The sequence below is a fragment of the Thalassobacter sp. 16PALIMAR09 genome (assembly GCF_000765485.1).
GTDB lineage: Bacteria > Pseudomonadota > Alphaproteobacteria > Rhodobacterales > Rhodobacteraceae > Thalassobacter > Thalassobacter stenotrophicus.
In genome coordinates, this window is record NZ_JHAK01000007.1 from 148818 (window position 1) to 170539 (window position 21722).

The 21722-nt window shown below is 56.9% G+C and carries 22 protein-coding genes; 13 read left to right on the plus strand and 9 right to left on the minus strand.

What is annotated here, in order from left to right:
* Positions 1-67 precede the first annotated feature (67 nt).
* Positions 68-1756 carry an acyl-CoA dehydrogenase family protein gene (locus PM04_RS14025; protein ID WP_038007986.1) on the minus strand — a complete coding sequence of 563 codons (1689 nt, stop codon included), beginning with the start codon at positions 1754-1756 and terminating at the stop codon, positions 68-70.
* A gap of 198 nt (positions 1757-1954) precedes the next feature.
* Between PM04_RS14025 and PM04_RS14030 the strand changes: the two genes are divergently transcribed.
* Positions 1955-2710, plus strand: a complete 756-nt coding sequence (locus PM04_RS14030) for a sulfite exporter TauE/SafE family protein (protein WP_052068316.1) — start codon at positions 1955-1957, stop codon at positions 2708-2710.
* 27 nt (positions 2711-2737) lie between these two features.
* On the opposite strand, the gene PM04_RS14035 is transcribed toward PM04_RS14030, so the two are convergent.
* Positions 2738-4336 (minus strand): phosphoenolpyruvate carboxykinase, encoded by a 1599-nt coding sequence (locus tag PM04_RS14035; RefSeq protein ID WP_038007989.1) that lies wholly within the window; start codon positions 4334-4336, stop codon positions 2738-2740.
* Positions 4337-4628: 292 nt separating this feature from the next.
* On the opposite strand from PM04_RS14035, the gene PM04_RS14040 reads away from it, so the two are divergent.
* From PM04_RS14040 to PM04_RS14070, 7 genes are all read left to right on the plus strand, one after another.
* On the plus strand, positions 4629-5330 hold the full coding sequence (locus PM04_RS14040) for a response regulator transcription factor (RefSeq protein WP_038007999.1): 702 nt from the start codon (positions 4629-4631) through the stop codon (positions 5328-5330).
* Positions 5327-7054, plus strand: coding sequence for a sensor histidine kinase (locus tag PM04_RS14045; RefSeq protein ID WP_052068315.1), 1728 nt, complete (start codon positions 5327-5329; stop codon positions 7052-7054). The genes PM04_RS14040 and PM04_RS14045 overlap by 4 nt, the downstream gene beginning before the upstream one ends.
* Positions 7055-7528 (plus strand): HPr kinase/phosphorylase, encoded by a 474-nt coding sequence (locus PM04_RS17440; protein WP_052068314.1) that lies wholly within the window; start codon positions 7055-7057, stop codon positions 7526-7528.
* Between the two features lie 81 nt (positions 7529-7609).
* A complete protein-coding gene (gene rapZ, locus PM04_RS14055; protein ID WP_038008001.1) occupies positions 7610-8512 on the plus strand; it encodes an RNase adapter RapZ in 903 nt (300 codons plus the stop codon).
* Positions 8513-8520: 8 nt separating this feature from the next.
* Positions 8521-8919, plus strand: coding sequence for a PTS sugar transporter subunit IIA (locus tag PM04_RS14060; RefSeq protein ID WP_038008054.1), 399 nt, complete (start codon positions 8521-8523; stop codon positions 8917-8919).
* Positions 8916-9185: an HPr family phosphocarrier protein gene (locus PM04_RS14065; protein ID WP_038008012.1), complete on the plus strand. Its 270-nt coding sequence runs from the start codon at positions 8916-8918 to the stop codon at positions 9183-9185. Before PM04_RS14060 ends, PM04_RS14065 begins: the two co-directional genes overlap by 4 nt.
* A gap of 19 nt (positions 9186-9204) precedes the next feature.
* Positions 9205-10074: a lysophospholipid acyltransferase family protein gene (locus tag PM04_RS14070; protein WP_038008014.1), complete on the plus strand. Its 870-nt coding sequence runs from the start codon at positions 9205-9207 to the stop codon at positions 10072-10074.
* Here the strand turns inward: PM04_RS14070 and PM04_RS14075 are convergent.
* Positions 10071-10946, minus strand: coding sequence for a 3-hydroxybutyryl-CoA dehydrogenase (locus PM04_RS14075; RefSeq protein ID WP_038008015.1), 876 nt, complete (start codon positions 10944-10946; stop codon positions 10071-10073). The genes PM04_RS14070 and PM04_RS14075 overlap by 4 nt on opposite strands.
* Before the next feature lie 164 nt (positions 10947-11110).
* Here PM04_RS14075 and PM04_RS14080 point away from each other — a divergent pair, with 164 nt between their 5' ends.
* Positions 11111-11929: a DUF6473 family protein gene (locus tag PM04_RS14080; protein WP_038008016.1), complete on the plus strand. Its 819-nt coding sequence runs from the start codon at positions 11111-11113 to the stop codon at positions 11927-11929.
* Between the two features lie 64 nt (positions 11930-11993).
* Here the strand turns inward: PM04_RS14080 and PM04_RS14085 are convergent, their stop codons facing one another.
* The 6 genes from PM04_RS14085 to PM04_RS17445 all read right to left on the minus strand — a co-directional run bounded on the left by PM04_RS14085 (position 11994) and on the right by PM04_RS17445 (position 16153).
* Positions 11994-12920 carry an electron transfer flavoprotein subunit alpha/FixB family protein gene (locus tag PM04_RS14085; protein ID WP_038008017.1) on the minus strand — a complete coding sequence of 309 codons (927 nt, stop codon included), beginning with the start codon at positions 12918-12920 and terminating at the stop codon, positions 11994-11996.
* 1 nt (position 12921) lies between these two features.
* On the minus strand, positions 12922-13683 hold the full coding sequence (locus PM04_RS14090) for an electron transfer flavoprotein subunit beta/FixA family protein (RefSeq protein ID WP_038008018.1): 762 nt from the start codon (positions 13681-13683) through the stop codon (positions 12922-12924).
* Between the two features lie 308 nt (positions 13684-13991).
* A complete protein-coding gene (locus PM04_RS14095) occupies positions 13992-14564 on the minus strand; it encodes a cob(I)yrinic acid a,c-diamide adenosyltransferase (RefSeq protein ID WP_038008019.1) in 573 nt (190 codons plus the stop codon).
* Positions 14564-14773, minus strand: a complete 210-nt coding sequence (locus tag PM04_RS14100; protein ID WP_038008020.1) for an HIG1 domain-containing protein — start codon at positions 14771-14773, stop codon at positions 14564-14566. Before PM04_RS14100 ends, PM04_RS14095 begins: the two co-directional genes overlap by 1 nt.
* 33 nt (positions 14774-14806) lie before the next feature.
* Positions 14807-15631, minus strand: a complete 825-nt coding sequence (locus PM04_RS14105; RefSeq protein ID WP_038008022.1) for an SDR family NAD(P)-dependent oxidoreductase — start codon at positions 15629-15631, stop codon at positions 14807-14809.
* Between the two features lie 57 nt (positions 15632-15688).
* Complete coding sequence (locus PM04_RS17445) at positions 15689-16153, minus strand: SH3 domain-containing protein (protein ID WP_052077309.1); 465 nt, start codon at positions 16151-16153, stop codon at positions 15689-15691.
* Positions 16154-16291: 138 nt separating this feature from the next.
* Between PM04_RS17445 and PM04_RS14115 the strand changes: the two genes are divergently transcribed.
* The 4 genes from PM04_RS14115 (at position 16292) to PM04_RS14130 (ending at position 21606) form a co-directional block, all read left to right on the plus strand.
* The gene (locus PM04_RS14115; protein ID WP_038008025.1) at positions 16292-18589 is read left to right on the plus strand and encodes a DNA topoisomerase IV subunit A; all 2298 of its coding nucleotides are present in this window, start codon (positions 16292-16294) and stop codon (positions 18587-18589) included.
* Between the two features lie 9 nt (positions 18590-18598).
* A complete protein-coding gene (locus PM04_RS17450) occupies positions 18599-19807 on the plus strand; it encodes a DUF898 family protein (protein WP_052068311.1) in 1209 nt (402 codons plus the stop codon).
* A complete protein-coding gene (locus PM04_RS14125; RefSeq protein WP_038008029.1) occupies positions 19804-20952 on the plus strand; it encodes a M48 family metallopeptidase in 1149 nt (382 codons plus the stop codon). Before PM04_RS17450 ends, PM04_RS14125 begins: the two co-directional genes overlap by 4 nt.
* Before the next feature lie 66 nt (positions 20953-21018).
* Positions 21019-21606 (plus strand): hypothetical protein, encoded by a 588-nt coding sequence (locus PM04_RS14130; RefSeq protein WP_235281446.1) that lies wholly within the window; start codon positions 21019-21021, stop codon positions 21604-21606.
* The last annotated feature ends 116 nt before the right edge of the window (positions 21607-21722 follow it).

Consider the following 21722-nt stretch of genomic DNA (forward strand, 5'->3'; position numbering starts at 1 on the left):
GAAAAAAGCAACCCCCGACGCTAGGGAATAGCGCCGGGGGTTTTGATCTGCTCAGAAAAGAGGCGGTTTAGCCAAGCAAGCGGCGGGCAATCACCTGGGCTTGGATTTCCGCAGCACCCTCAAAGATGTTGAGGATGCGGGCATCGCACAACACGCGCGAGATTTTGTATTCCAGCGCAAAGCCGTTGCCGCCATGGATTTGCAGGCCGTTGTCGGCTGCTGCCCACGCCACGCGGGCGCCAAGCAGTTTGGCCATGCCTGCCTCTAGGTCGCAGCGACGGCCTTCATCCTTTTCGCGGGCCGAGAAGTAGGTCAGCTGGCGCGCGATCATGATCTCAACAGCCATCATCGCAAGCTTGCCCGAAACGCGGGGGAACTCGATCAGCGACTTGCCGAACTGCTTACGATCGATCGCGTATTGCATTGCGATGTCGAGGGCGCACTGCGCAACACCAACGGCGCGAGCTGCGGTCTGGATGCGTGCGCTTTCGAAGGTTTCCATGAGCTGTTTGAAGCCCTTGCCCTCTTCTCCGCCAAGCAGGTTTTCGCCCTTCACGTGGAAGTTATCGAAACCCAGCTCGTATTCTTTCATGCCGCGGTAGCCGAGCACTTCGATTTCACCACCGGTCATGCCCTCAGTGGGAAACGGGTTTTCGTCCGTGCCTGGGGTTTTTTCCGCAAGGAACATCGACAGACCTTTGTAGTTGGTCGTGTCGGGATCGGTCCGGGCCAGCAGCGTCATAACCTGCGTGCGGGTCGCGTGGGTGATCCAGGTTTTGTTGCCGGTGATTTGGTAATCGCCGTTCTCATCCTTGACGGCGCGGGTGCGCAGGCTGCCAAGGTCGGAACCGGTGTTTGGCTCAGTGAACACTGCGGTGGGCAGGATTTCGGCAGAGGCCAAGCGTGGCAGCCAGCTTTGTTTCTGCTCTTCGGTGCCGCCTGCAAGGATCAACTCGGCCGCGATCTCCGAGCGCGTGCCCAGCGAGCCGACGCCGATGTAGCCGCGCGACAGTTCCTCGGAAACGACGCACATGGATGCCTTGGACAGGCCAAATCCGCCGTATTCTTCGGGGATCGTCAGGCCAAAGACACCCATTTCTGCCAGTTCCTCGATGATTTCCATCGGGATCAGCTCATCCTTGAGGTGCCATTCGTGGGCAAAGGGTTCGACCTTTTCCTTGGAGTAGCGGAAGAACTGCTCACGGATCATTTCCAGCTCTTCATCAAGGCCGGAGGTGCCGAACATCGCCTCAGCTTGACCCTCTTGCATCAGCTCAACAAGGCGGGTCCGCGCGTTTTGGGTGTTGCCGTTCTGTGTGAGCATTTGGACCGCAGGCGTCATCAGCACCGCTTGATCCTCTTGCGAGAGGCCAATGTCTTGGGGGCGCAACATTTCGCCCTGGTTCATCGGGATGCCGCCGTACATCTGCCACAGGTACTCGCCAAAGGCGATCTGGTGGATCAGTTGGTTCATCTCGTTGAAGGTGCCGTCTGCGGCCATCCGCTCGGCCCAGCCCTGCATCTGACGCAGCGATTCGACGTATGTTGCCAACCAAGCAAAGCCATGGGTCGCGGTCTGGTTTTCTTCGATCAAGCGGCCTGAGATGCGATCATTGTCGGTAACTTGGACAGTAATCAGCGCCTTGGCGCGGGCCAATAGGGCCTCTGCTGCGGCGACGGAATCACCCGTAAGTGCAAGCAGGTTTGGCAGAATGGCGGATGTTTCGATGTGGCTCTCGGCGGCGTCACGGGGCATGGTCGTCTCCTAGCATCAATTTGTCGGGTCTTCGTACCGACTGTGCAAGTGCAGCGCAAGAAAATTCTGCATATGCAATCTATGGCGAACTAAAATGTCTCAGCGGATTTTTGGGTGTCCGTTGATCCATTGGAAGGTAGGTTGCCGTGACGATAGCACAAGACTGCATTGAGTGCAGCTAAAACAGGGACACGCATCATGGAATTTATGTCGCTGGGGGCCTTTGCTCTTGCTGTCGCGATCACGTTTTTTGGCGGTTTTGTCAAAGGGGTGGTGGGATTTGCGCTGCCCTTGATCATGATTTCTGGGCTATCGACATTTTTGGATCCGCAGCTGGCATTGGCCGGAATTATTTTGCCGATTGTGGCGGCGAATGTAACGCAAACCTTGCGAGCCGGTGTTGGGCCTGCGGTTGCTGCGGCGCGGCAGTTTTGGCGCTATTTGATCGTGGTATGTGTCATGATCTTGCTCGCGGCGCAGTTGGTCACGTCGTTGTCCCCACAGGTTTTCTCACTGGTGCTTGGTATTCCGGTGGTCGTGCTGTCGGTGATTCAGCTGGCGGGGGTGTCGTTCCATATCGCGCAGCGGCATCGGTGGTGGACCGAATGGATTGCGGGCCTAATTTCGGGCACGATGGGCGGGCTTACGGGCAACTGGGGATCGACCACCGTATTGTACCTGCTGGCGACGGACGTGCCGCGTGCGCAGCAGGGTGTGGTGCAGGGCGTGATCTATGGGCTTGGATCATTCATGCTGCTTGTGGCGCATTTGAAATCCGGCATTCTCAATCTTGATACCGCGCCATTTTCAGCCGCGCTGTTGATACCAAGCATGTTGGGGATGTGGGTTGGCTTTGCGGTGCAAGACCGATTGCCCGCGGTCGCGTTTAGGCGGGCAATCTTGATTGTCTTGCTGGTGGCCGGTGCGAACCTGATCCGCAAAGGCTTGGCGTGAGGCGGGGATGCCCGCCTCAGCACATGATTAGCCGATCGCGCAGGCTTTGACGTCTTCGTCGATGAACGGGACGTATTGCGCAAAGTTGTCTGAGAACATGGAAACCAGTTTCGCGGCCTGTGCGTCGTAGGCTGCGGGGTCGGACCATGTTGTCCGTGGATCAAGCAGGCTGTCGTCGACGCCTTGGCATGCGACGGGAACGTCGAAGCCAAAGTTGGGGTCGCGGCGGAATTCGCAATCGCCGAGATTACCGTTCAACGCAGCCGTCAGCAGCGCGCGTGTGGCCTTGATTGGCATCCGCGAACCTGTGCCATAGGCGCCACCGGTCCAGCCGGTGTTGACCAGCCAGCAGGTGGAGCCGTTTTCGGCGATTTTGCTGCGCAGGAGGTCACCGTAAACTTCGGGGCGACGGGGCATGAAAGGTGCGCCAAAGCAAGTCGAGAACGTTGGCTCAGGCTCGGTCACGCCACGCTCGGTGCCCGCGACCTTGGAGGTGAAGCCCGACAGGAAGTGGTACATAGCCTGCGCTGGCGTGAGCCGCGCGATGGGAGGCAGGACGCCAAACGCATCGCAGGTCAGCATGATGATGTTTTTGGGGTGGCCACCAAGTGCGGTGTCCGACGCGTTGGAAATATACTCCAGCGGGTAGGCGCAGCGCATGTTGGCGGTCAGGCTGTCATCATCAAAGTCGAGGTCAAAGGTGTTCGGGTCGAACACCATGTTTTCGATCACGGTGCCGAACTTAGACGTCGTGTCGTAGATTTCAGGCTCGGCTTCGCGGCGCAGGTTGATCGTTTTGGCGTAGCAGCCGCCCTCGAAGTTGAAGATGCCGCGCTCGGACCAGCCGTGTTCATCATCACCGATCAGGGTGCGACCGGGATCAGCCGAAAGAGTGGTCTTGCCGGTGCCCGAGAGGCCAAAGAACACGGCCGAATCGACTGGGTTGTCGATGGCGTGGTTGGCCGAGCAGTGCATGGGCATGATGCCCTTGGCTGGCAGCAGGTAGTTGAGCAGCGTAAAGATCGATTTCTTGTTTTCACCGGCGTATTCGGTGCCGCCGATCAGGATCAGCTTACGCTCAAAGTTCATGGCGATGACCGTGTCGGAGCGGCAGTTGTGACGCTCTGGGTCGGCCTTGAACGTGGGGCAGTTGATGACCGTGAATTCGGGGGCGAATGTTTCCAGCTCTGCGGGCTCAGGGCGGCGCAGAAGGTGGCGGATGAACAGGTTGTGCCATGCAAGCTCGGTCACCATCCGAACGTCCAAGCGGTGGGCTGGGTCCGCGCCGCCAAACAGGTCTTGTACGAAATAATCGCGACCTTTCATGTGGGCGAGCATGTCTTCGTAGAGCGCGTCGAACCCTTCGGGCGACATCGCGGCGTTGTTGTCCCACCAGATCGTATCAACGACGTCTGGGGTTTTCACCACGTGCTTATCTTTGGGCGAACGACCGGTGTATTTGCCAGTGGTCGTCATGAACGCGCCACCCTTGCCGAGTGTTCCTTCGCCGCGTTCAATCGCCTGCTGGATGATCGCCGGTTCAAGCAAGTTGTAATAGACCGACCCGAGCCCGGAAATGCCTTGGGTTTCCAGCGTGTGCGCTGGGTTAACGCGTCCGATGATCATGATCTTGCTCCCGCGGGTGTTGTCCCGCTCTAGGTCGAAATACAAACAGCAGCCAATGCGACTACGTTCCGTGGCTATATCATGACGTATTTTGGCTTGAACAGGACGCAAGCGCGCAGTTAGCGCAACCAAATTGCCGCTGTTAGCGCAAATTATGGGGCTATTAACTTCGATCAGGCCTTGTACGGGGCAGGATCACCGCGGCTGATTCGTTTTTTGTTGATTCTCTCTAGTGAAAGTCGGACAGTAAGCAAAAATTTAGGCAAATTGGGCAAAATAAGGAACATTGCACATGTCGCGGATTGCTCTGGTCGATGACGATCGAAATATTCTCACGTCAGTCTCGATGACTCTGGAGGCAGAGGGTTTTGAGGTCGAAACATATAATGATGGCCAATCGGCTTTGGATGCATTTATGCGCCGGATGCCGGAACTTGCTGTGTTGGACATAAAGATGCCCCGTATGGATGGCATGGATCTGTTGCAGCGTTTGCGTCAGAAAAGCTCTGTCCCGGTAATCTTTTTAACCTCCAAAGATGACGAAATCGATGAGGTTTTGGGTCTGCGGATGGGGGCGGACGATTATGTGCGCAAACCGTTTTCGCAACGCCTGCTTGTCGAGCGTATTCGCGCCATTTTGCGCCGTCAGGAGGCGATTGCCTCCGATGAAACCGATACGCCAGAGGAAACACAGGCGCTTGTGCGTGGTGATCTGGTCATGGACCCGCTGCGTCACGCAGTGAAGTGGAAGGGCAACGACGTAACCCTAACCGTAACCGAGTTTTTGCTGTTACAAGCATTGGCCACGCGTCCCGGATTTGTTAAAAGCAGGGATCAACTGATGGACGTGGCTTATGACGATCAGGTCTATGTCGATGATCGAACAATCGACAGCCATATCAAGCGGTTGCGGAAGAAAATGCGCATGGCTGATGCCGAGTTCTCCGCGATTGAGACGCTGTACGGCATTGGGTACCGATACAACGAAGAATGACGGCGGACGCCATTATGCAAACCGCTTCGCGCGGACGCAGGCCTGAAAGTGAGGTGGTTCTTGGTGAAGACTGGGACCGCCCCACTGGTGCTTTAGAAAGCGAATTGGTTTCGGCGCGCGAACGTCGTGGGATGATTTCACTCAACCGATCACCGCTTGCGCGCAAGATCATCGTTTTCAACATGTTGGCGATTTTAGTGCTTGTGGCTGGGGTTCTGTTTCTAAGCCCTTCGCGCGATAGCCTTGTTACGCAGCGCGAAAAGGCTTTGGTGGTTGAGGCGCAGTTGATTGCCGACATCTTTGAGGCGTCCTTACCGGGTGTTGCCAGTGGGTCGCTTGCGTCCCTCGCGGACGTTGACGTGACGGAGGTGCTGGCCGCTATCGACTTACCAGCCGGGGTCGAGGTGCATGTGTTTGACGACCGTCAAAGGCTTGTGGCTGAAACGACCGCTGATGCGCAGCCCGCAGGGACCGTCCGGGGGCTGCAAACAACCACTGATCGGACCAATGTCATTACCAACCTGCTCAACTGGGTGTGGGACAGCGTTGCGGGTGTAATGTCGGCCGAGCAGGCCCCAGTGATCAGCACGCCCACATCCCAAGTCGCGCTGGAAATGGTACGTGAGATTGGCCAGGGTGAGACGCTCATCCGCGGCCGCGAGATTGAGACCGGCACTGTCTATACTGTGGCCACGCCCATCGGCAAAGATGCCGTTGCACTGGGCTCAATTGCCGTGACAAGCCGCGCGGGAGAGATTGACGCCCTAGCCCGCGCGCAGCGGGAACAAGTGCTGCAGATGTTTGTGATTGCCTTGATGGTTTCGATTGGGCTGAGCCTTCTGCTCGCCTCAACCATTGCTAATCCCTTGTCGGATTTATCAGCGGCGGCCGAACTTGGGCGGGACAAAAATGCCCGCAAGATGAGCCCCAATCGGGTGCGCATTCCAGATCTCACTGCGCGCCCCGATGAAATCGGACGGCTGTCGGGGGCGCTAAGGGGCATGGTGTCCGCGCTCTATGACCGGATCGATAGCAACGAACAATTTGCGGCCGACGTGGCGCATGAAATCAAGAACCCGCTGGCCTCTCTCCGCTCTGCGGTGGGCACGATGCGTTTGGCCAAGACAGAGGATCAGCGCAGCACGCTTCTGGATGTGATTGACCACGATGTCCGGCGTCTTGATCGGCTCGTGTCCGACATCTCAAATGCGTCGCGGCTGGACAGTGAGCTGGTGAAGGAAGAAGAAGAGCCCTTCAACCTCATCAAGATGCTCAATAATCTGACGCTCTACCACTCTGAGGAAGCAAGCGCGCGTGATATTGATTTCATCGCGGACCTACCCAAAGAGCCAATCGTGATCATGGGGCTTGAGGCGCGACTCGCTCAGGTTTTCGTGAACTTGATCACCAATGCGCTGTCGTTTTGTGATGCTGGTGATGCGGTGCGAATTTGGGCGCGTCAGCGTGACAACCGCGTGCTGATCGTGGTCGAAGACACGGGGCCCGGCATTCCTGAACAGGCTTTGACGAAGGTGTTCAACCGGTTCTATTCTGAGCGACCGCAGCAACAGTTTGGCAATCACTCGGGGCTTGGTTTGGCCATCTCGAAGCAGATTGTTGAGGCACATGGTGGTGTGATTTGGGCTGAGAATATTCGCCCCACCGATTTGGACCTCACGTCCGAGCCGCTAGGCGCGCGGTTCGTGGTTGGCTTGCCGATTTAAGTGACTTTGATCCAAGCGGATAGTTTTTGCGCGGTGCGGGGTCAGGGGCATTGGCGTGCCCATGCCACCTGTGTCGCACACGGGGATCACGGGCTTTTGATCCTTGGTAAAAGTGGCGCTGGGAAAAGCACGCTCGCGGCTGAGATGATCGCCTTGGGATGTGCGTTGGTGTGTGATGATGCCGTGGAAATCAAACTGAATTCGCGCAGAAACTTGCTATGCATGCCGCCAGAAAATGCGCCCGAGCAGTTAGAGATGCGCGGGTTCGGTCTTCTCCCAATCCCTTTGAAACGCTCTGCAAAACTGACGTGCTGCCTTGTGCTGGGAGAGAATGCCGCTCCGCGCTTCCCCCCTGAAGAAGCTGTGATCTTTGATGAGTGTGAGGTTCCGATCTATCGCGCGTCTCACGTTACTGGGCTGGCGGCCAAAGCCGTATTGTTGTTGCGCCATGGGGGGCGGACCCTGCGCTGCTAGCGGTTTATCCGCGGCACCGTTTCATTTGCTTCGGGATCTGTTACCGCTATCCTTCTATCAAGCAATAATACTGCGAGCTTAATGACCGACGTGGCACCAGACCCAACCCCTGTTGTTTTCGTGACCGGCCCTGCTGGCGCGGGGCGATCCACTGCGATTGCTGCCCTTGAGGACCTTGCATATGAGGTGATTGATAACCTGCCGTTGTCGCTGGTGGGGCGCGTTTTGAATGGACCATCAACGGGTCGGCCTCTGGCGCTTGGGGTCGATACGCGCAACCGAGATTTCAGTGTCCAGCGGTTTACCGATCTGATCACAAAGCTTCGGGCAAACCCAGCGGTTGATCTGAATGTGCTCTATGTTGATTGCGCGCCAAATATTCTGTTGCGTCGCTATTCCGAAACGCGGCGGCGGCATCCCGCTGCGGATGGTCAGGACACAGAGGGTGGCATTGCGCAAGAAATGCTCTTGCTAGAGCCGCTCAAAGAGCAGGCCGATCATTTTATTGATACCAGTCAGCTTAATATCCACGAGTTGCGCGCAGAGGTGGATCGCATATTCGCGGTCTCGGCGGCGACGCGGCTTGCGGTGTCGGTTCAAAGTTTCAGCTATAAGCGTGGGTTGCCTCTCGGCCTCGATTTAGCGTTTGATGTGCGTTTTTTGCGCAATCCGCACTGGGCACCAGATTTGCGGGAAAAAACGGGCCAGTCGCAAGAAGTTGCCGCGTATATCGCGAAAGACACGCATTATTTACCGTTCCGTGCGAAGGTTGAGGACCTGCTTTTGATGCTTTTGCCCGCCTATGAGGCCGAGGGAAAATCGCATCTTACGATTGGGTTGGGCTGTACAGGGGGGCAACACCGCTCCGTTGCCGTAGCGGAAAGCCTCGCAGCGACCCTTGCGGAAAGCGGCTGGAGAGTGTCTTTAAGACACAGGGAATTGGAGCGGCGCAGCGGACAGACGTGGCGCCCGGGGAAGAGGTAGACCCACAGGTGATTGGGATCGTCATCGTTGCCCACGGGGGGCTTGCACGGGAGTACCTGGCTGCGATTGAACATGTCGTTGGCCAGCAGACCGGTATTGTTGCGATAGCCATAGAGCCTGATCACGACAGAGATGTGAAAAAATCTGAAATTTGTGCAGCGGCGAACGATGTCGATACCGGAGACGGTGTTGTAGTTGTCACTGACATGTTTGGTGGCTCCCCCTCGAACCTATCGTTGCCTGCGTGCATGGCCGCTGATCGGCGTATTCTGTACGGCGCGAACCTTCCGGCTCTGATTAAGCTTGCCAAGTCTCGTGGGCGCTCAGTCGGTGAGGCGGTCGATTTGGCGCGCGATGCCGGACGACGGTACATCAACAGTTTTGATGCAACGGCGGGCAACGCATGACGGCAAGAACCCTATCCATCGTGAACCAAAAAGGCCTGCACGCACGGGCTTCAGCTAAGTTTGTTGAGTGTGTCGAAGGTTTTGATGCCTCTGCCACGGTCCGCAAAGACGGTCTTGAGGCGTCTGGCGATTCAATCATGGGGCTTTTGATGTTGGCAGCATCCAAGGGAACGACTATTGAGGTCGAAACTTCGGGCGCACAAGCGGATGCCTTGGCCGATGCATTGGCCGACTTGGTGGCCGCGCGCTTTGGGGAAGACGTCTGAACCGGGAGCCCCGTTAGCTTTGGTGGACAATACGCACGAATTAGACGGCGCGGATGGGGTCACGGACCCCAATTACGTGGCCTATGATAAGAAGCGCCTTTCCTACGCCAACACGTTCGAAAACCCGTGGAAAGCCAACACAATCCGCGTGATGGAGTGGACGACGGGCAAAATTCGACTGCTGCGCCTGATCCGCCGGTTTGAGCGGGAGGGTGTGCAAACCGGGCAGGGGTTTTGGGCGCATGCGCTCAAGGTCATGGGGATTGATCTGATCACCCCCGAGGAGCAAATCGCGCGCATCCCCAAGACGGGCCCGGTTATTGTTGTGGCCAATCACCCGCATGGTTTGGTGGATGGCATGGTGTTGGCCGAATTGATCGGTCGGGTGCGAACAGATTACAAAATCTTGACGCGTTCCTTGCTGACCGGGATCCCCGAGATCGAAGAATTCATGATCCCGGTGCCGTTTCCGCACGAAGAGAATTCGTTGAAGAAAAATCTTGAGATGCGCAAAGCCTCGAATGCGCATCTGGAAAACGGCGGTGTGATTGTCCTGTTCCCATCCGGCGCTGTTGCAGCCTCGGAGACATATTTTGGACCAGCGGTCGAAAAGGAATGGAATCCGTTCACCGCGAAAATGATCCAAAAATCCGAAGCGGTTGTCGTGCCTGTGTTCTTTCCGGGACAAAACTCGCGTTGGTATCAGATTGCGAATATTCTTTCGGCGACCCTGCGTCAGGGTCTGCTGCTGCATGAAGTGGTTTATGCGTTGAACAAACCACAGGCCCCTATCGTGCGTGCACCCATTGACCGATCTGAGATCGCAAAATGGGCGTCAAACCCACGTGGGTTTGTCGCTTGGTTGCGGGAAAAAACCCTGAACGATTAGCGGGTTGGGACAGGCGGGTTCTGACGATAGTCGTAGAAGCCACGTTCCGTTTTGCGACCAAGCCACCCGGCCTCAACGTATTTCGTGAGCAGTGGGCAGGGACGGTATTTGGTATCCGCTAGACCGTCATGTAGCACGTTCATAATCGCAAGGCATGTGTCCAACCCGATGAAGTCCGCGAGTTCAAGCGGCCCCATTGGGTGGTTCGCGCCAAGCTTCATGGATTCATCGATGGATTTAACGTTTCCGACACCCTCATAGAGCGTGTAAACCGCCTCATTGATCATCGGCATCAAGATGCGGTTAACGATGAATGCTGGAAAATCTTCTGCAGTGGCAGCGGTTTTGCCCAGCCGTTCAACCACCTTGCGACAGGCCGAAAATGTTGGTTCGTCTGTTGCGATCCCACGGATCAACTCGACTAATTTCATGATCGGCACCGGGTTCATGAAGTGGAAGCCCATGAATTTCTCGGGCCGGTCTGTACGACTCGCGAGGCGGGTGATCGAGATAGACGATGTGTTGGAGGTCAGGATTGTGTGTGGTTGGAGGTGAGGCAGAAGGTCTTCGAAAATCGCCTGTTTTACTGTTTCACGCTCCGTCGCGGCCTCAATAACCAAGTCCGTCGCGCCCAAATCCGGAAGGCGCAACGTGGTTGAGATCCGGCCTAGGGTCGCATCCTGATCGGCTTGTGTGATTTTTTCACGGCTGACTTGTCGTTCGAGGTTTTTGCGAACCGTTGTCATCGCGGCGTCGAGTGAGTCTTGGGAAATATCATTTAGAATCACATCGTAACCCGCCAATGCACAGACATGTGCAATGCCGTTGCCCATCTGGCCTGCGCCGACGATGCCGATTTTCTGAATATCCATTCGGGCTCTCCTGCCGTGTGTGGGGCTAAATTACGCGGGATAGCGAAGGGTCACAAGCCACGGTGTTGTTGAAAAAGAATGGCAAATTACTCGGTTAGGTAATCGGTAACGGCTTTGCTGCAATGTCTGGCTTGGGTGAGTCGAACATTGGTGGGAATAGGTAGATGACCTATGAAAGAATGGCGCAGCCCGCGCTTGAGTATTACCCGTGCACTTACGGCGCATCGAAAACACTGTTTCGGGGTCCCAAGAAGGATCGTCGAACACCCTATGTCGCGGTTATTGGTGGTTCTGAAACGTATGGTCGCTATGTGGAACGGCCGTTTTCCGAGCTTTTGGAAGATAAGATTGGCCTGCCTTGCGTGAACTTTGGCCAAATGAATGCTGGCGTGGATGTCTTTGCGGCTGATGCGACGGTGCTGGATATGGCCTCAGAGGCTGATATGACAATTGTCCAGGTTTTGCCGGCGCATAACATGTCGAACCGTTTCTATCACGTTCATCCTCGCCGCAACGACCGCTTCTTGAAGCCCTCAGCTCTGATGCAAAACCTGTTTCAAGGCGTTGATTTTAGTGAATTCCATTTCACGCGGCACATGCTGGTGACGTTAAAAGCCTGTTCGCCGGACAAGTTCCGGATGATTGAGCAGGAACTGTGTGCGGCCTGGACGGCGCGTATGCGTTTGCTGCTGACGCGGATAACCGGGCGCAAAATGCTTTTGTGGTTGCCGGATGAAACTCCGCCCACACATGGCGCGGAACTTGGGCCAGAGCCACTTTTTGTGTCTGAGCGCATGGTCGACGATTTACGACCATTGGTTGAGGATGTTCTGCGGTACGACCCTGCGCAAACACGTGCCAATGCGGGTATTCACGGTATGAAAGTGCCTGAGATGGAGGTGCCCGTGGCAAAGCAACTTTTGCCCCCAGCGTGTCACGTAGAGATCGCGGAGAAACTGGCGGGTGTTGCCGCTTTCGCTTGAGATTAGCGCAAAAGAAAACGGCCCGCACAAATGCGGGCCGTTTCCAATAAAGGTTTCAGCGTAATCAGAGCTTTTCGAGAAGTTCTGGTACTGCGTCGAACAAATCAGCAACGAGACCGTAGTCAGCAACTTGGAAGATTGGCGCTTCCTCGTCTTTGTTGATTGCAACGATAACCTTGGAGTCTTTCATGCCGGCAAGGTGCTGAATTGCACCCGAGATACCGACCGCAACGTACAGGTCGGGTGCGACGACTTTGCCGGTCTGGCCGACCTGCCAATCGTTCGGAGCGTAGCCTGAGTCGACTGCGGCACGGGATGCACCAACTGCGGCGCCCAGCTTGTCCGCGAGGGTTTCAATCATCTTGAAATCGTCCTCGGAGCCAACGCCGCGACCACCAGAGACAACGATTCCAGCGGAGGTCAGCTCGGGCCGGTCAGAGGCGGCAACCTTGTCTTCTACCCACTCCGAAATTCCGGAGTTGGCCGCTGCTGCAATGCTTTCAACCGACGCCGAGCCGCCTTCGCCAGCGGCATCAAACGTCGCTGTGCGAACTGTCAGAACCTTTGTAGCATCTGCCGATTTGACCGTTTGGATCGCGTTACCAGCGTAGATGGGGCGCTCAAAAGTGTCTGCGTCCACAACGGCCGTTACGTCCGAGATCACCATTGCATCCAGCAGGGCTGCGATGCGGGGCATCACATTTTTAGCAGTTGCTGTAGCGGGTGCCACGATGTGGCTGTAGTCACCGGCCATGCCGACAACCAAATCGGCAAGAGGCTCCGCAAGGTCGTGGCCATAAGCTGCGTCATCGGCGCAGAGAACTTTGCTCACACCGTCGAGTTTCGCTGCCGCCTCTGCCGCGCCACCGCATCCCGCGGAAGCACACAGTACGGTTACGTCACCCATCGCTTTGGCAGCAGTGAGCGCCTTGGCGGTTGCGTCCACGGCCAAAGTGCCGCCCGAGACTTCTGCAATAAGAAGAACAGCCATCTTAGATCACTCCTGCTTCGTCTTTGAGTTTCAAAACAAGTTCGTCCACGGAACCAACTTTGACGCCAGCTGCGCGCGCTGCTGGTTCAGTTGTTGTGACGACGCTCAGACGTGGGGTTACGTCAACGCCCAAGTCGCTTGGTGTCTTGGTGTCGAGCGGTTTTTTCTTTGCCTTCATAATGTTGGGCAAAGACGCGTAGCGCGGCTCATTGAGGCGCAGGTCCACGGTCACAACGGCAGGCATCTTGACCTTGATTGTCTGCAAGCCGCCGTCCACTTCGCGGGTCACGGTCGCGCTTTCGCCTTCAATCGCCAATTCGGAGGCGAAGGTAGCTTGGCTCCAACCCAGCAGAGCCGAGAGCATCTGACCGGTGGCGTTCATGTCGTTGTCGATGGCTTGCTTGCCACAGATCACGAGGCCGGGCTGCTCTTCTTCAACCAGCGCCTTGAGGACTTTTGCGACGGCAAGAGGCTCGATGTCGGTGTGAACGTCGTCGGTGGCTTCGACCAAGATCGCGCGATCTGCGCCCATCGCCAAAGCGGTGCGCAACGTTTCTTGTGCTTTTGCAACGCCAACGGAAACGACGACGATTTCGTCTACTTGACCCGCTTCTTTCAGGCGGATCGCAGCTTCGACCGCGATCTCATCAAAGGGGTTCATGGACATTTTGACGTTCGCGAGATCGACACCGCTTCCGTCCGCTTTGACGCGAACTTTTACGTTATAATCGATCACGCGTTTCACCGGTACGAGGACCTTCATTGCGCGTTTCTCCTGTTCGACTCGGGCTTTCGTGAAATATTGCCCGAAAATTTCATCGCATTGATAACCACTGTGCACTGCGCGGCATAGAGTAAATTTTTACAACTTGCCACTGTGACGCGGCGATGTTTCCGGCCCTAGGCCTGTGGTGTGTCGTAGCATGTTGGGCGTGATTATCGTGATGCTTGCGAGCCAATGTAGAGGGCAAAGCCAACACCACTGTCTGGGTCATTTACGCCGTTTTATGTCCTATTTTGTCCTTTGCGCACCGCCTTTTTCGCGGTCAAAGCGATGCGCAAAGGGATCAATTATCTATTCGCGCCGGGCACCCAAAGAACGTCATCTTTGCCACCGTCATTCGCGATGCGGCCTGCAACAAAGAACCAATCAGACAAGCGGTTAAGGTATTTGACTGCTGCTGGGTTAATCGCTTCGACGGTCGCTAGCTCAACCGAAAAACGTTCGGCACGGCGCGATACGGTCCGGCACAGATGTAGTTGCGCAGCCAATGCGCTGCCGCCGGGCAGAATAAAGCTGCGCAGAGGCTCAAGTGCAGCGTTCATAGCGTCGATTTCGGCTTCGAGCCGCTGGACCTGTGCTTCAGAGACGCGCAGCGGTGGATATTCGCTCTCGGCGTCTTTTTCCATGTCGGGGCGGCACAGATCGGCGCCAAGGTCGAACAGATCGTTCTGGATCGCCGCCAATTGGGCGTCCATCTCACCGGTGCTGTGCTGTCGCGCTAGGCCAACTGTGGCGTTTGTTTCATCCACAGTGCCATAGGCCGTGACCCGCAGTGAGTGCTTTGCCACCCGTGCCCCGTTGCCCAGAGCAGTTTCGCCCGCATCACCTGTTTTTGTGTAAATCTTTGATAAAACTACCATTATTGACCTCCGACGCCGCGTAGTAAGAGAAAACCAACCATCAGGGCCACGGCCCCCAACTGGGCATAAAGCCGGAGCCGCATGACCTTATTGGCGTGTTTTTTATTAAAGCCGCCACCGGAGCCAAAGCCGCCGATGCCGAACAACAAGATGCCCGCCACAACAAGGCATGCAGCCGCTGCTATGTAGAACAAGGGATCGCTGAACATGTTTATTCCTCTCTTTGGCCGTGACGTAGCGGTCTAGAACCGGCTGGCCACAAAATCTATGCCCGAAGTCGACAAAAGCCGTTTAAGCGTGCCCATCAGGTAGGTGGGAAAGGTCACATAATAGCGTGCGCGTGGCCTTGGCGCTTCTAAGGCGTGGAGCAGTTTTTTGGTCACAGCAGTGGGGGGCAGCTCAAACGGGTCAGGCCCAGATGAAGTATAAAGTCGCTGTTTGAGCGCTTTGTAATCAGCCACCCGGGCGCTGTTTTCCCAGTCGATCCACTTTTCAAAATGGGGAATCGCATTTTCTCGGATCTTGGTTGTGATGGGGCCGGGCTCAATCAGAACCGGGAAAATCTGCGTGCCACGCATTTCTAGTCGCAACGTGTCCGTTAACCCCTCCAGCGCGAATTTGGTGGCATTATAGGCCCCGCGCCACGGCAGCGGTGAGAAGCCTAGAATGGAGGAGCATTGCACAATGCGGCCATGGCCCTGCGCGCGCATCACCGGAATCACGGCGCGGTTCAGGGCATGATAGCCAAAGAAATTGGCTTCAAAAATCTGGCGTAGTGCGTCGGTGGGCAGGTCCTCAACCAAGCCGGGGATTGCGTATGCACCGTTGTTGAAGACCCCGGTCAACGTACCTCCGGTCTGGTTCAGAACATCTTTGAGGGCTGCCTCGATGGTTTCGGGGGCTTCGTAGTCTAACCGTGGGGCGACGAAGCCTTCATCCGAGAGCCGGTCGCAATCAACTTGCTTTCGACATGCCGCAAAGACCTGCCAGCCCCGGTCACGCAATGTGTGTGCTGCGTCTAGACCGATGCCGCTGGAACACCCTGTGATCAATATGGATTTTTGCATTGCGCCCTCTTTTCGTGGGGCAACGTAAGGGCAGGCTCAGTGGGGTCAATGGATGCTTTACAGCAATTCGAGAAACTGGGCCGACATGTAGCCGGACAGCCCCGTGTTTAGGTCTCTGATCTCGATCCAACCGTTTTTTTCCGGGCCGAGCGCTGCGGTCACGCTCCCCAGCGAGAGGGACATCACAATATCTGTCTGGGTCGAGGGGCCGGTGCGTAGGTTTACGCGGCTGCCGGTGACCGTAAACAGAGGTAACTCTTCCATCGGCACTATCTTTTCTGGTGTCGTTGGTTCCGTGGCGATTTGAACGGCCAGCACCGGGGGCGGTGCAGCGCGCGCAGTTGTTGGCGTGGGGCGATCCACAGACAAAATCGTCGGCTCTGAATATATCGAAACTCTCGCGGCGCGCGGGGCGTGGTCGCTTAGGTTTTGGCCCGATTGGGGTGTCGTTTCACTGGGCGTGCCCCAAATCAGGAAGCCCGCCCAAAGGGTGGCAATCAATATGATAGAAAGGCGAAGCAAAACGCAGCCCTCCGTAAACGGTCAAAATAAAATAAATGTGCAGCAAAAGGCAGCGCTACGAATCTTTGAACACCAACTTACCATTTTTTGGCCGCGTTGTCTGTTTACGCTGGAAATCGCCTACAGTAGACCAAGTTCATGAGTGATCCCATCGACACACCCGAAGCCATTGCAGAGCCACTGTCGCGCGCCATTGGGGAGCGCTACCTGACGTATGCGCTGTCCACGATTATGCACCGGGCGTTGCCGGATGCGCGGGACGGGCTGAAGCCAGTTCACCGACGCATCCTCTTTGCGATGCGCGAATTGCGTCTATCGCCGACGGGTGGCTTCCGGAAGTCCGCCAAGATTTCGGGCGATGTGATGGGCAACTATCACCCCCATGGTGACGCCGCGATTTACGACGCGATGGCGCGCTTGGCGCAGGATTTCGCAGTTCGCTATCCTCTGGTGGACGGGCAGGGGAACTTTGGCAACATCGACGGCGATAACCCGGCCGCGAGCCGGTACACCGAGGCGCGTATGACCGCCGCGGCTGAGGCGCTGCTAGAGGGGCTCAACGAAGACGCGGTTGATTACCGCGACAACTACGATGGCACGTTGCGTGAACCCGTCGTGCTGCCTGCGGCGTTCCCGAACCTGTTGGCAAACGGCTCTTCCGGGATTGCGGTTGGGATGGCGACCAATATTCCGCCTCATAACCTCGAAGAGTTGATCACCGCTTGTCTGCATCTCATCAAGACACCCAATGTTCGGGATGAAACGCTGGTCGACATGATCCCCGGCCCGGATTTTCCAACCGGTGGCGTGCTGGTTGAGCCGCGCGAAAACGTGCTTGAGGCGTATCGGACTGGACGTGGCTCCTTCCGGTTGCGCGCCCGTTGGGAAGTTGAGGATTTGGGCCGTGGGCAATGGCAAATTGTCGTGACCGAAATACCGTATCAGGTGCAAAAATCCCGCCTGATCGAAAAGCTGGCCGAGGTCATTCAGACCAAAAAGGTGCCGATCCTTGCGGACGTGCGCGACGAAAGTGCGGATGACATCCGCATCGTGCTTGAGCCGAAAACCAAGAACGTGGACCCCGACGTTTTGATGTCGACCCTGTTCCGGGCCAGCGATCTGGAAACACGGTTCTCGTTGAACATGAACGTGCTGATCGACGGTGTGACCCCAAAGGTTTGCGGCCTACGTGAGGTTTTGCAGGCGTTTTTGGACCACCGCCGCGTTGTGCTACAGCGCCGCTCACGGCACCGTCTGGCCCAGATCGATCACCGGCTTGAGGTGCTTGAGGGCTTTATCGTGGCCTTCCTCAATCTGGATCGCGTCATCGATATTATCCGATACGATGATGCGCCCAAGCGGGCGTTGATGTTCGAGGACTGGGGCGTCAGCCATGCGCGCGCGCAGGATGAAGCCGACTACGTCAGCCCCTTGCCGACCGACCGGTCCGAGGCCCTTAGCGAGGTTCAGGCCGAAGCGATCCTCAATATGCGTCTGCGCGCCTTGCGACGGCTCGAAGAGTTGGCGCTGCTCACGGAACGTGACGCTTTGATGGAGGAGCGCGCGGGTCTAGAGGACCTGCTGGAAAATGATGACGTCCAATGGAAAGCGATCGCGGATCAATTGCGCGAAACGCGTAAACTATTCGGCAAAGGTGTTGAGGGCGGTGCCCGCCGCACAACCTTTGCAGAGGCCCTAGAGATCGCAGAAGTCCCGCTTGAGGCGATGATTGAGCGTGAGCCGATCACCGTCGTCTGCTCCAAGATGGCTTGGGTGCGGTCAATGACCGGGCACATCGATCTTGCGCGTGAGTTAAAGTTCAAGGACGGCGATGGTCCCCGCTTTATGTTCCATGCTGAGACCACGGATAAGCTGCTGGTGTTCGGCTCTAATGGGCGTTTCTACACCGTTCTGGCCGCGAATTTGCCCGGTGGGCGCGGCATGGGTGAGCCTTTGCGCCTGATGGTAGATCTGCCCAACGAGGTCGAGATCACGGATATTCTGATTTACCGCGCTGGGGGTAAGCTGCTGGTTGCCTCAAGTGCAGGTGACGGCTTTGTCGTCGCGCAGGACGATGTGGTGGCCCAAACGCGGTCGGGTAAACAGGTGCTGAACGTGCGAGGTGATGTGCGCGCGACCGTCTGTGCGCCCGTGGCAGGCGATCACGTCGCCGTCGTCGGCGAAAACCGTAAAATGTTGGTTTTCGCACTTGATGAATTGCCGGAAATGGCACGCGGCAAGGGCGTCCGGTTGCAAAAATATAAGGACGGCGGCCTCACGGATGCGCGGACCTTCACGCTCGCCGATGGCCTTAGCTGGCTCGATCCCGCTGGCCGGACCCGTACCGAGACAGATCTAAGCGAATGGACATCCAAACGTGCTTCGGCAGGGCGGATGGCGCCACGTGGCTTTCCGCGGGATAACACCTTTACCTAAGGCACCGAAATGGCCGATGACACGCTGGAAACTGCCGTAAAAGGAGCGCGGATCGACCTGCTAGGGTTGGTGCTCAAGACCGGCAGTTTGATGGTTGTGACCTTCGGGCTGTATTCATTTTGGGCGCGGACCCGGTTGCGCCGGTGGCTGTGGTCTAGTGTGCGCCCGGGCGGTATGCCGTTAGAATACACGGGCCAACCGCTTGAAAAACTGATCGGTTTCTTTGTCGCGGCTGTGCTGCTGGTGTTCTACGTGGGCCTCGTGATGATGCTCATCCTCTTCGCGAGCCTCAATCTCACCGGCGATACGACGCCCGGATTTATCGCGGCCCTTGCGCTGATCCTACCGCTTTATTTTATCGCCCAGTACCGGGGCCGAAGGTATCTGGTAAACCATACCTCATGGCGCGGGCTCGCGTTTTCTATGGAACCCGGCGCGTTTGGCTACATGTGGCGGGCGTTCCTTTACTATGGGCTGGCGATTGCGTCGCTCGGCTTGCTTTTGCCACTGGCGACGTTTCGGTTGCGCAAATTTATGGTGGATCGCACGTGGTTTGGGGATCAGCCGTTTTTCCAAAGTGGCCGGTTCACTATGCTATATGCGGCTTACCTACCGTTTTTGGTCTTTGGATTGGCGACAATTGGGTTGCCCGCTGCGGCGTCCTTTAACGGAACTGGCGGGAACTTAGGCTGGCTATTTATTACGGTGCCGGGCATGGTCTTTGGATGGATCTACTACCGGGTTGCAAGCTTTCGGATGTTGATGTCCGAGACGCTTTATTCCGGCGGGACTGAACTCGAAATTCATCCGCGCACGGGCAAGATCATCAAAATCCATCTGCTCGGCAACCTGATCATCTTCCTTATTCTTTCGATCCTTGTGCCGATCCTCGTGGCGATGCTGTTCGCGATCTTTGGGGCCTTGGGTGCAAGCCTTCCCTCCCAAGACATCCTGACTGAGGAATTCTCATTGGGGGCGCTGTTCAACCTGCCGGAGTGGATTATCCTCGCGAGCACCATTCTGATCTACTTCAGTTTTTTTGTCCTGCGGGCGCAGTTCAAACATGTGTTTGTGACGTTCCCGATGTTGCGGCATGCGGCTGAAACGCTGCTGGTGCATGATGCCAGCGTGATTGCCGCGACCCGGCGTGGGGTGGATCATCACATGGCAGATGCGGATGGGCTGGCGGGCTTCTTTGATTTTGGGGGCGGCATATGAATACGTCCCAGCCCCCCTCGAATGAGCATTTCGGCGACTACTATGACGGTGAGCGTGCGCTAGCGCAGCGTGTTGCCGTTCGCGAAGATCACGGCGATTACGGCGATGTACTGGTCCTCGATCTGCCTGACGGGCAGAACGTCGTGTTGTGGCCTTGCGATGCGGTGCGCACGCTGCCGGACCAGTCGAATTACGACACGCTGACGATCGGGTTAGACGACAACACCAGCGCGCGCTTGGTCCTGCGGGACCCGGTCGCCTGCGCGATGGTGGCGCGGGCCTGCCCGAACCTAGGCACTCCTTTACGTCCACCTTCAAAGTGGCGGCAAGCGATCACGGCGGCCACAGTTGGCGCTGTATCCGTGGCCGCTCTGATCTTGGTGGTGTTGCCGATGCTTGCGGGCGTTCTGGCGGGTTTCACCAATGTTCGTGCTGAGCTGAAAATGGGGGAGACCCATTTCGAACTGACCCGCAGCGCGTTTTCGCCCAGCAACACGCCGTTAAAGTTCTGTGCAGCGCCGGATGGGGTGGCTGCGATGAACAAGATCACTGCGCGTATCGCCGATGGCGTTGCCTTGCCCTATCCGCTCAAGGTGGCGGTTTTGGATGATCGCGCCAACCAAATCCCCAATGCCTATGCTTTGCCGGGGGGCTACATCACGTTTTTCGATTCGCTCATCCAACTCTCCGAGAGCCCGGATGAAGTCGCGGCCGTTTTCGCCCATGAATTGGGTCACGTCGTGTTGGACCATTCTGTCGCCAGCGTGTTGGAGCGGATGACGACTTTTGTCATCGTCTCGCTCTTGTCCGGTGATTTCACAGGGGCGGCGGGTTTGGGGGCTGGTATCATCAGCTCAGGTTATTCACGTGCAGCTGAAACAGAGGCAGACGTCTACGCGCAGGAGCGGTTGACTGACGTGGGCCTGCCCCCCGCCGCGTTGGGCAGCTTGTTTGCCCGGATGTCCGAAGATCATCCCGAAGTTACAGGCGTCTTGGCGCATCTGTCTTCGCACCCCGAGATGGCCGCTCGGATCCAAGCCGCCGCTGCGGCGGACACCGGCACCGCGACTGCACCCGCTTTGTCAGACACAGAATGGCAAGCCCTGCGCGATATATGCAGTGTCGTGTCGGATGACGCACCCTAGCCGAGCCAAGCAACCGTTGCGCGGGCGGGTATCGTGGGCTACCCCATGGCCTAAATTTTGGAGAGCATGATGGGCGTTTTTCGCAAAACTTTGACGATTTTGGCCGTACTATTTGTTTCGGCCTGCGCCTCAGAGGATCCACTGATCTATCAGCAGCCCGACATGGGGTCGTTTCAGATGAAGTGGAATATTGTGGTCGCTGACAATGCGCGCCTTGTGCCGCCCTCGCGCTCCGCAACACCGGCCGAATGGCAGGACGTCCTTGGGGCCGAGATTGATCGCCGGTTTTCAGGCTATGCCGGGGGGCGTGATTTTCATATCGCAGTAAATGTGGATGGCTACGCGCTTGCGCCTCCGGGCATTCCGGTGCTTTTGGCGCCCAAATCTATTCTCGTGCTGTCGGCGAACGTCTGGGACGATGCTGAGGCTCGCAAACTGCACGCTGAGCCTGAGCGTATCACGGTATTCGAGGGCGCGAACGCGACCACGATCATTGGCTCCGGGTTCACAAAAACCAAAGAAGAGCAGATGCGCGCCCTGTCGCGAAATGCCGCGAGAGCCATCCAGAATTGGATACTGACCAAGCCCGAATGGCTGGCGCTGCCGCCACTTCTTGCGGCTCAGACGTCAGAGGCCGAAGCACAGCTCGAATGACCGCTTGATTTTTCCCCACCAGGGGTCTAAGCCGCGCGCGATGTGGGGCGGGGGCATTGGCCCAGCCACTTCTCGAAACACCTGTCGTGAGGATGTGTCCTCGCGGGCGATTATAC

Bases quoted from the DNA above. Each gene is read 5' to 3' on its own strand.
- PM04_RS14025 (WP_038007986.1), bottom strand. From the start codon at position 1,756: ATGCCCCGTGACGCCGCCGAGAGCCACATCGAAACATCCGCCATTCTG.
- PM04_RS14030 (WP_052068316.1), top strand. From the start codon at position 1,955: ATGGAATTTATGTCGCTGGGGGCCTTTGCTCTTGCTGTCGCGATCACG.
- PM04_RS14035 (WP_038007989.1), bottom strand. From the start codon at position 4,336: ATGATCATCGGACGCGTTAACCCAGCGCACACGCTGGAAACCCAAGGC.
- PM04_RS14040 (WP_038007999.1), top strand. From the start codon at position 4,629: ATGTCGCGGATTGCTCTGGTCGATGACGATCGAAATATTCTCACGTCA.
- PM04_RS14045 (WP_052068315.1), top strand. From the start codon at position 5,327: ATGACGGCGGACGCCATTATGCAAACCGCTTCGCGCGGACGCAGGCCT.
- rapZ (WP_038008001.1), top strand. From the start codon at position 7,610: ATGACCGACGTGGCACCAGACCCAACCCCTGTTGTTTTCGTGACCGGC.
- PM04_RS14065 (WP_038008012.1), top strand. From the start codon at position 8,916: ATGACGGCAAGAACCCTATCCATCGTGAACCAAAAAGGCCTGCACGCA.
- PM04_RS14075 (WP_038008015.1), bottom strand. From the start codon at position 10,946: ATGGATATTCAGAAAATCGGCATCGTCGGCGCAGGCCAGATGGGCAAC.
- PM04_RS14080 (WP_038008016.1), top strand. From the start codon at position 11,111: ATGACCTATGAAAGAATGGCGCAGCCCGCGCTTGAGTATTACCCGTGC.
- PM04_RS14085 (WP_038008017.1), bottom strand. From the start codon at position 12,920: ATGGCTGTTCTTCTTATTGCAGAAGTCTCGGGCGGCACTTTGGCCGTG.
- PM04_RS14090 (WP_038008018.1), bottom strand. From the start codon at position 13,683: ATGAAGGTCCTCGTACCGGTGAAACGCGTGATCGATTATAACGTAAAA.
- PM04_RS14095 (WP_038008019.1), bottom strand. From the start codon at position 14,564: ATGGTAGTTTTATCAAAGATTTACACAAAAACAGGTGATGCGGGCGAA.
- PM04_RS14100 (WP_038008020.1), bottom strand. From the start codon at position 14,773: ATGTTCAGCGATCCCTTGTTCTACATAGCAGCGGCTGCATGCCTTGTT.
- PM04_RS14105 (WP_038008022.1), bottom strand. From the start codon at position 15,631: ATGCAAAAATCCATATTGATCACAGGGTGTTCCAGCGGCATCGGTCTA.
- PM04_RS14115 (WP_038008025.1), top strand. From the start codon at position 16,292: ATGAGTGATCCCATCGACACACCCGAAGCCATTGCAGAGCCACTGTCG.
- PM04_RS17450 (WP_052068311.1), top strand. From the start codon at position 18,599: ATGGCCGATGACACGCTGGAAACTGCCGTAAAAGGAGCGCGGATCGAC.
- PM04_RS14125 (WP_038008029.1), top strand. From the start codon at position 19,804: ATGAATACGTCCCAGCCCCCCTCGAATGAGCATTTCGGCGACTACTAT.
- PM04_RS14130 (WP_235281446.1), top strand. From the start codon at position 21,019: ATGATGGGCGTTTTTCGCAAAACTTTGACGATTTTGGCCGTACTATTT.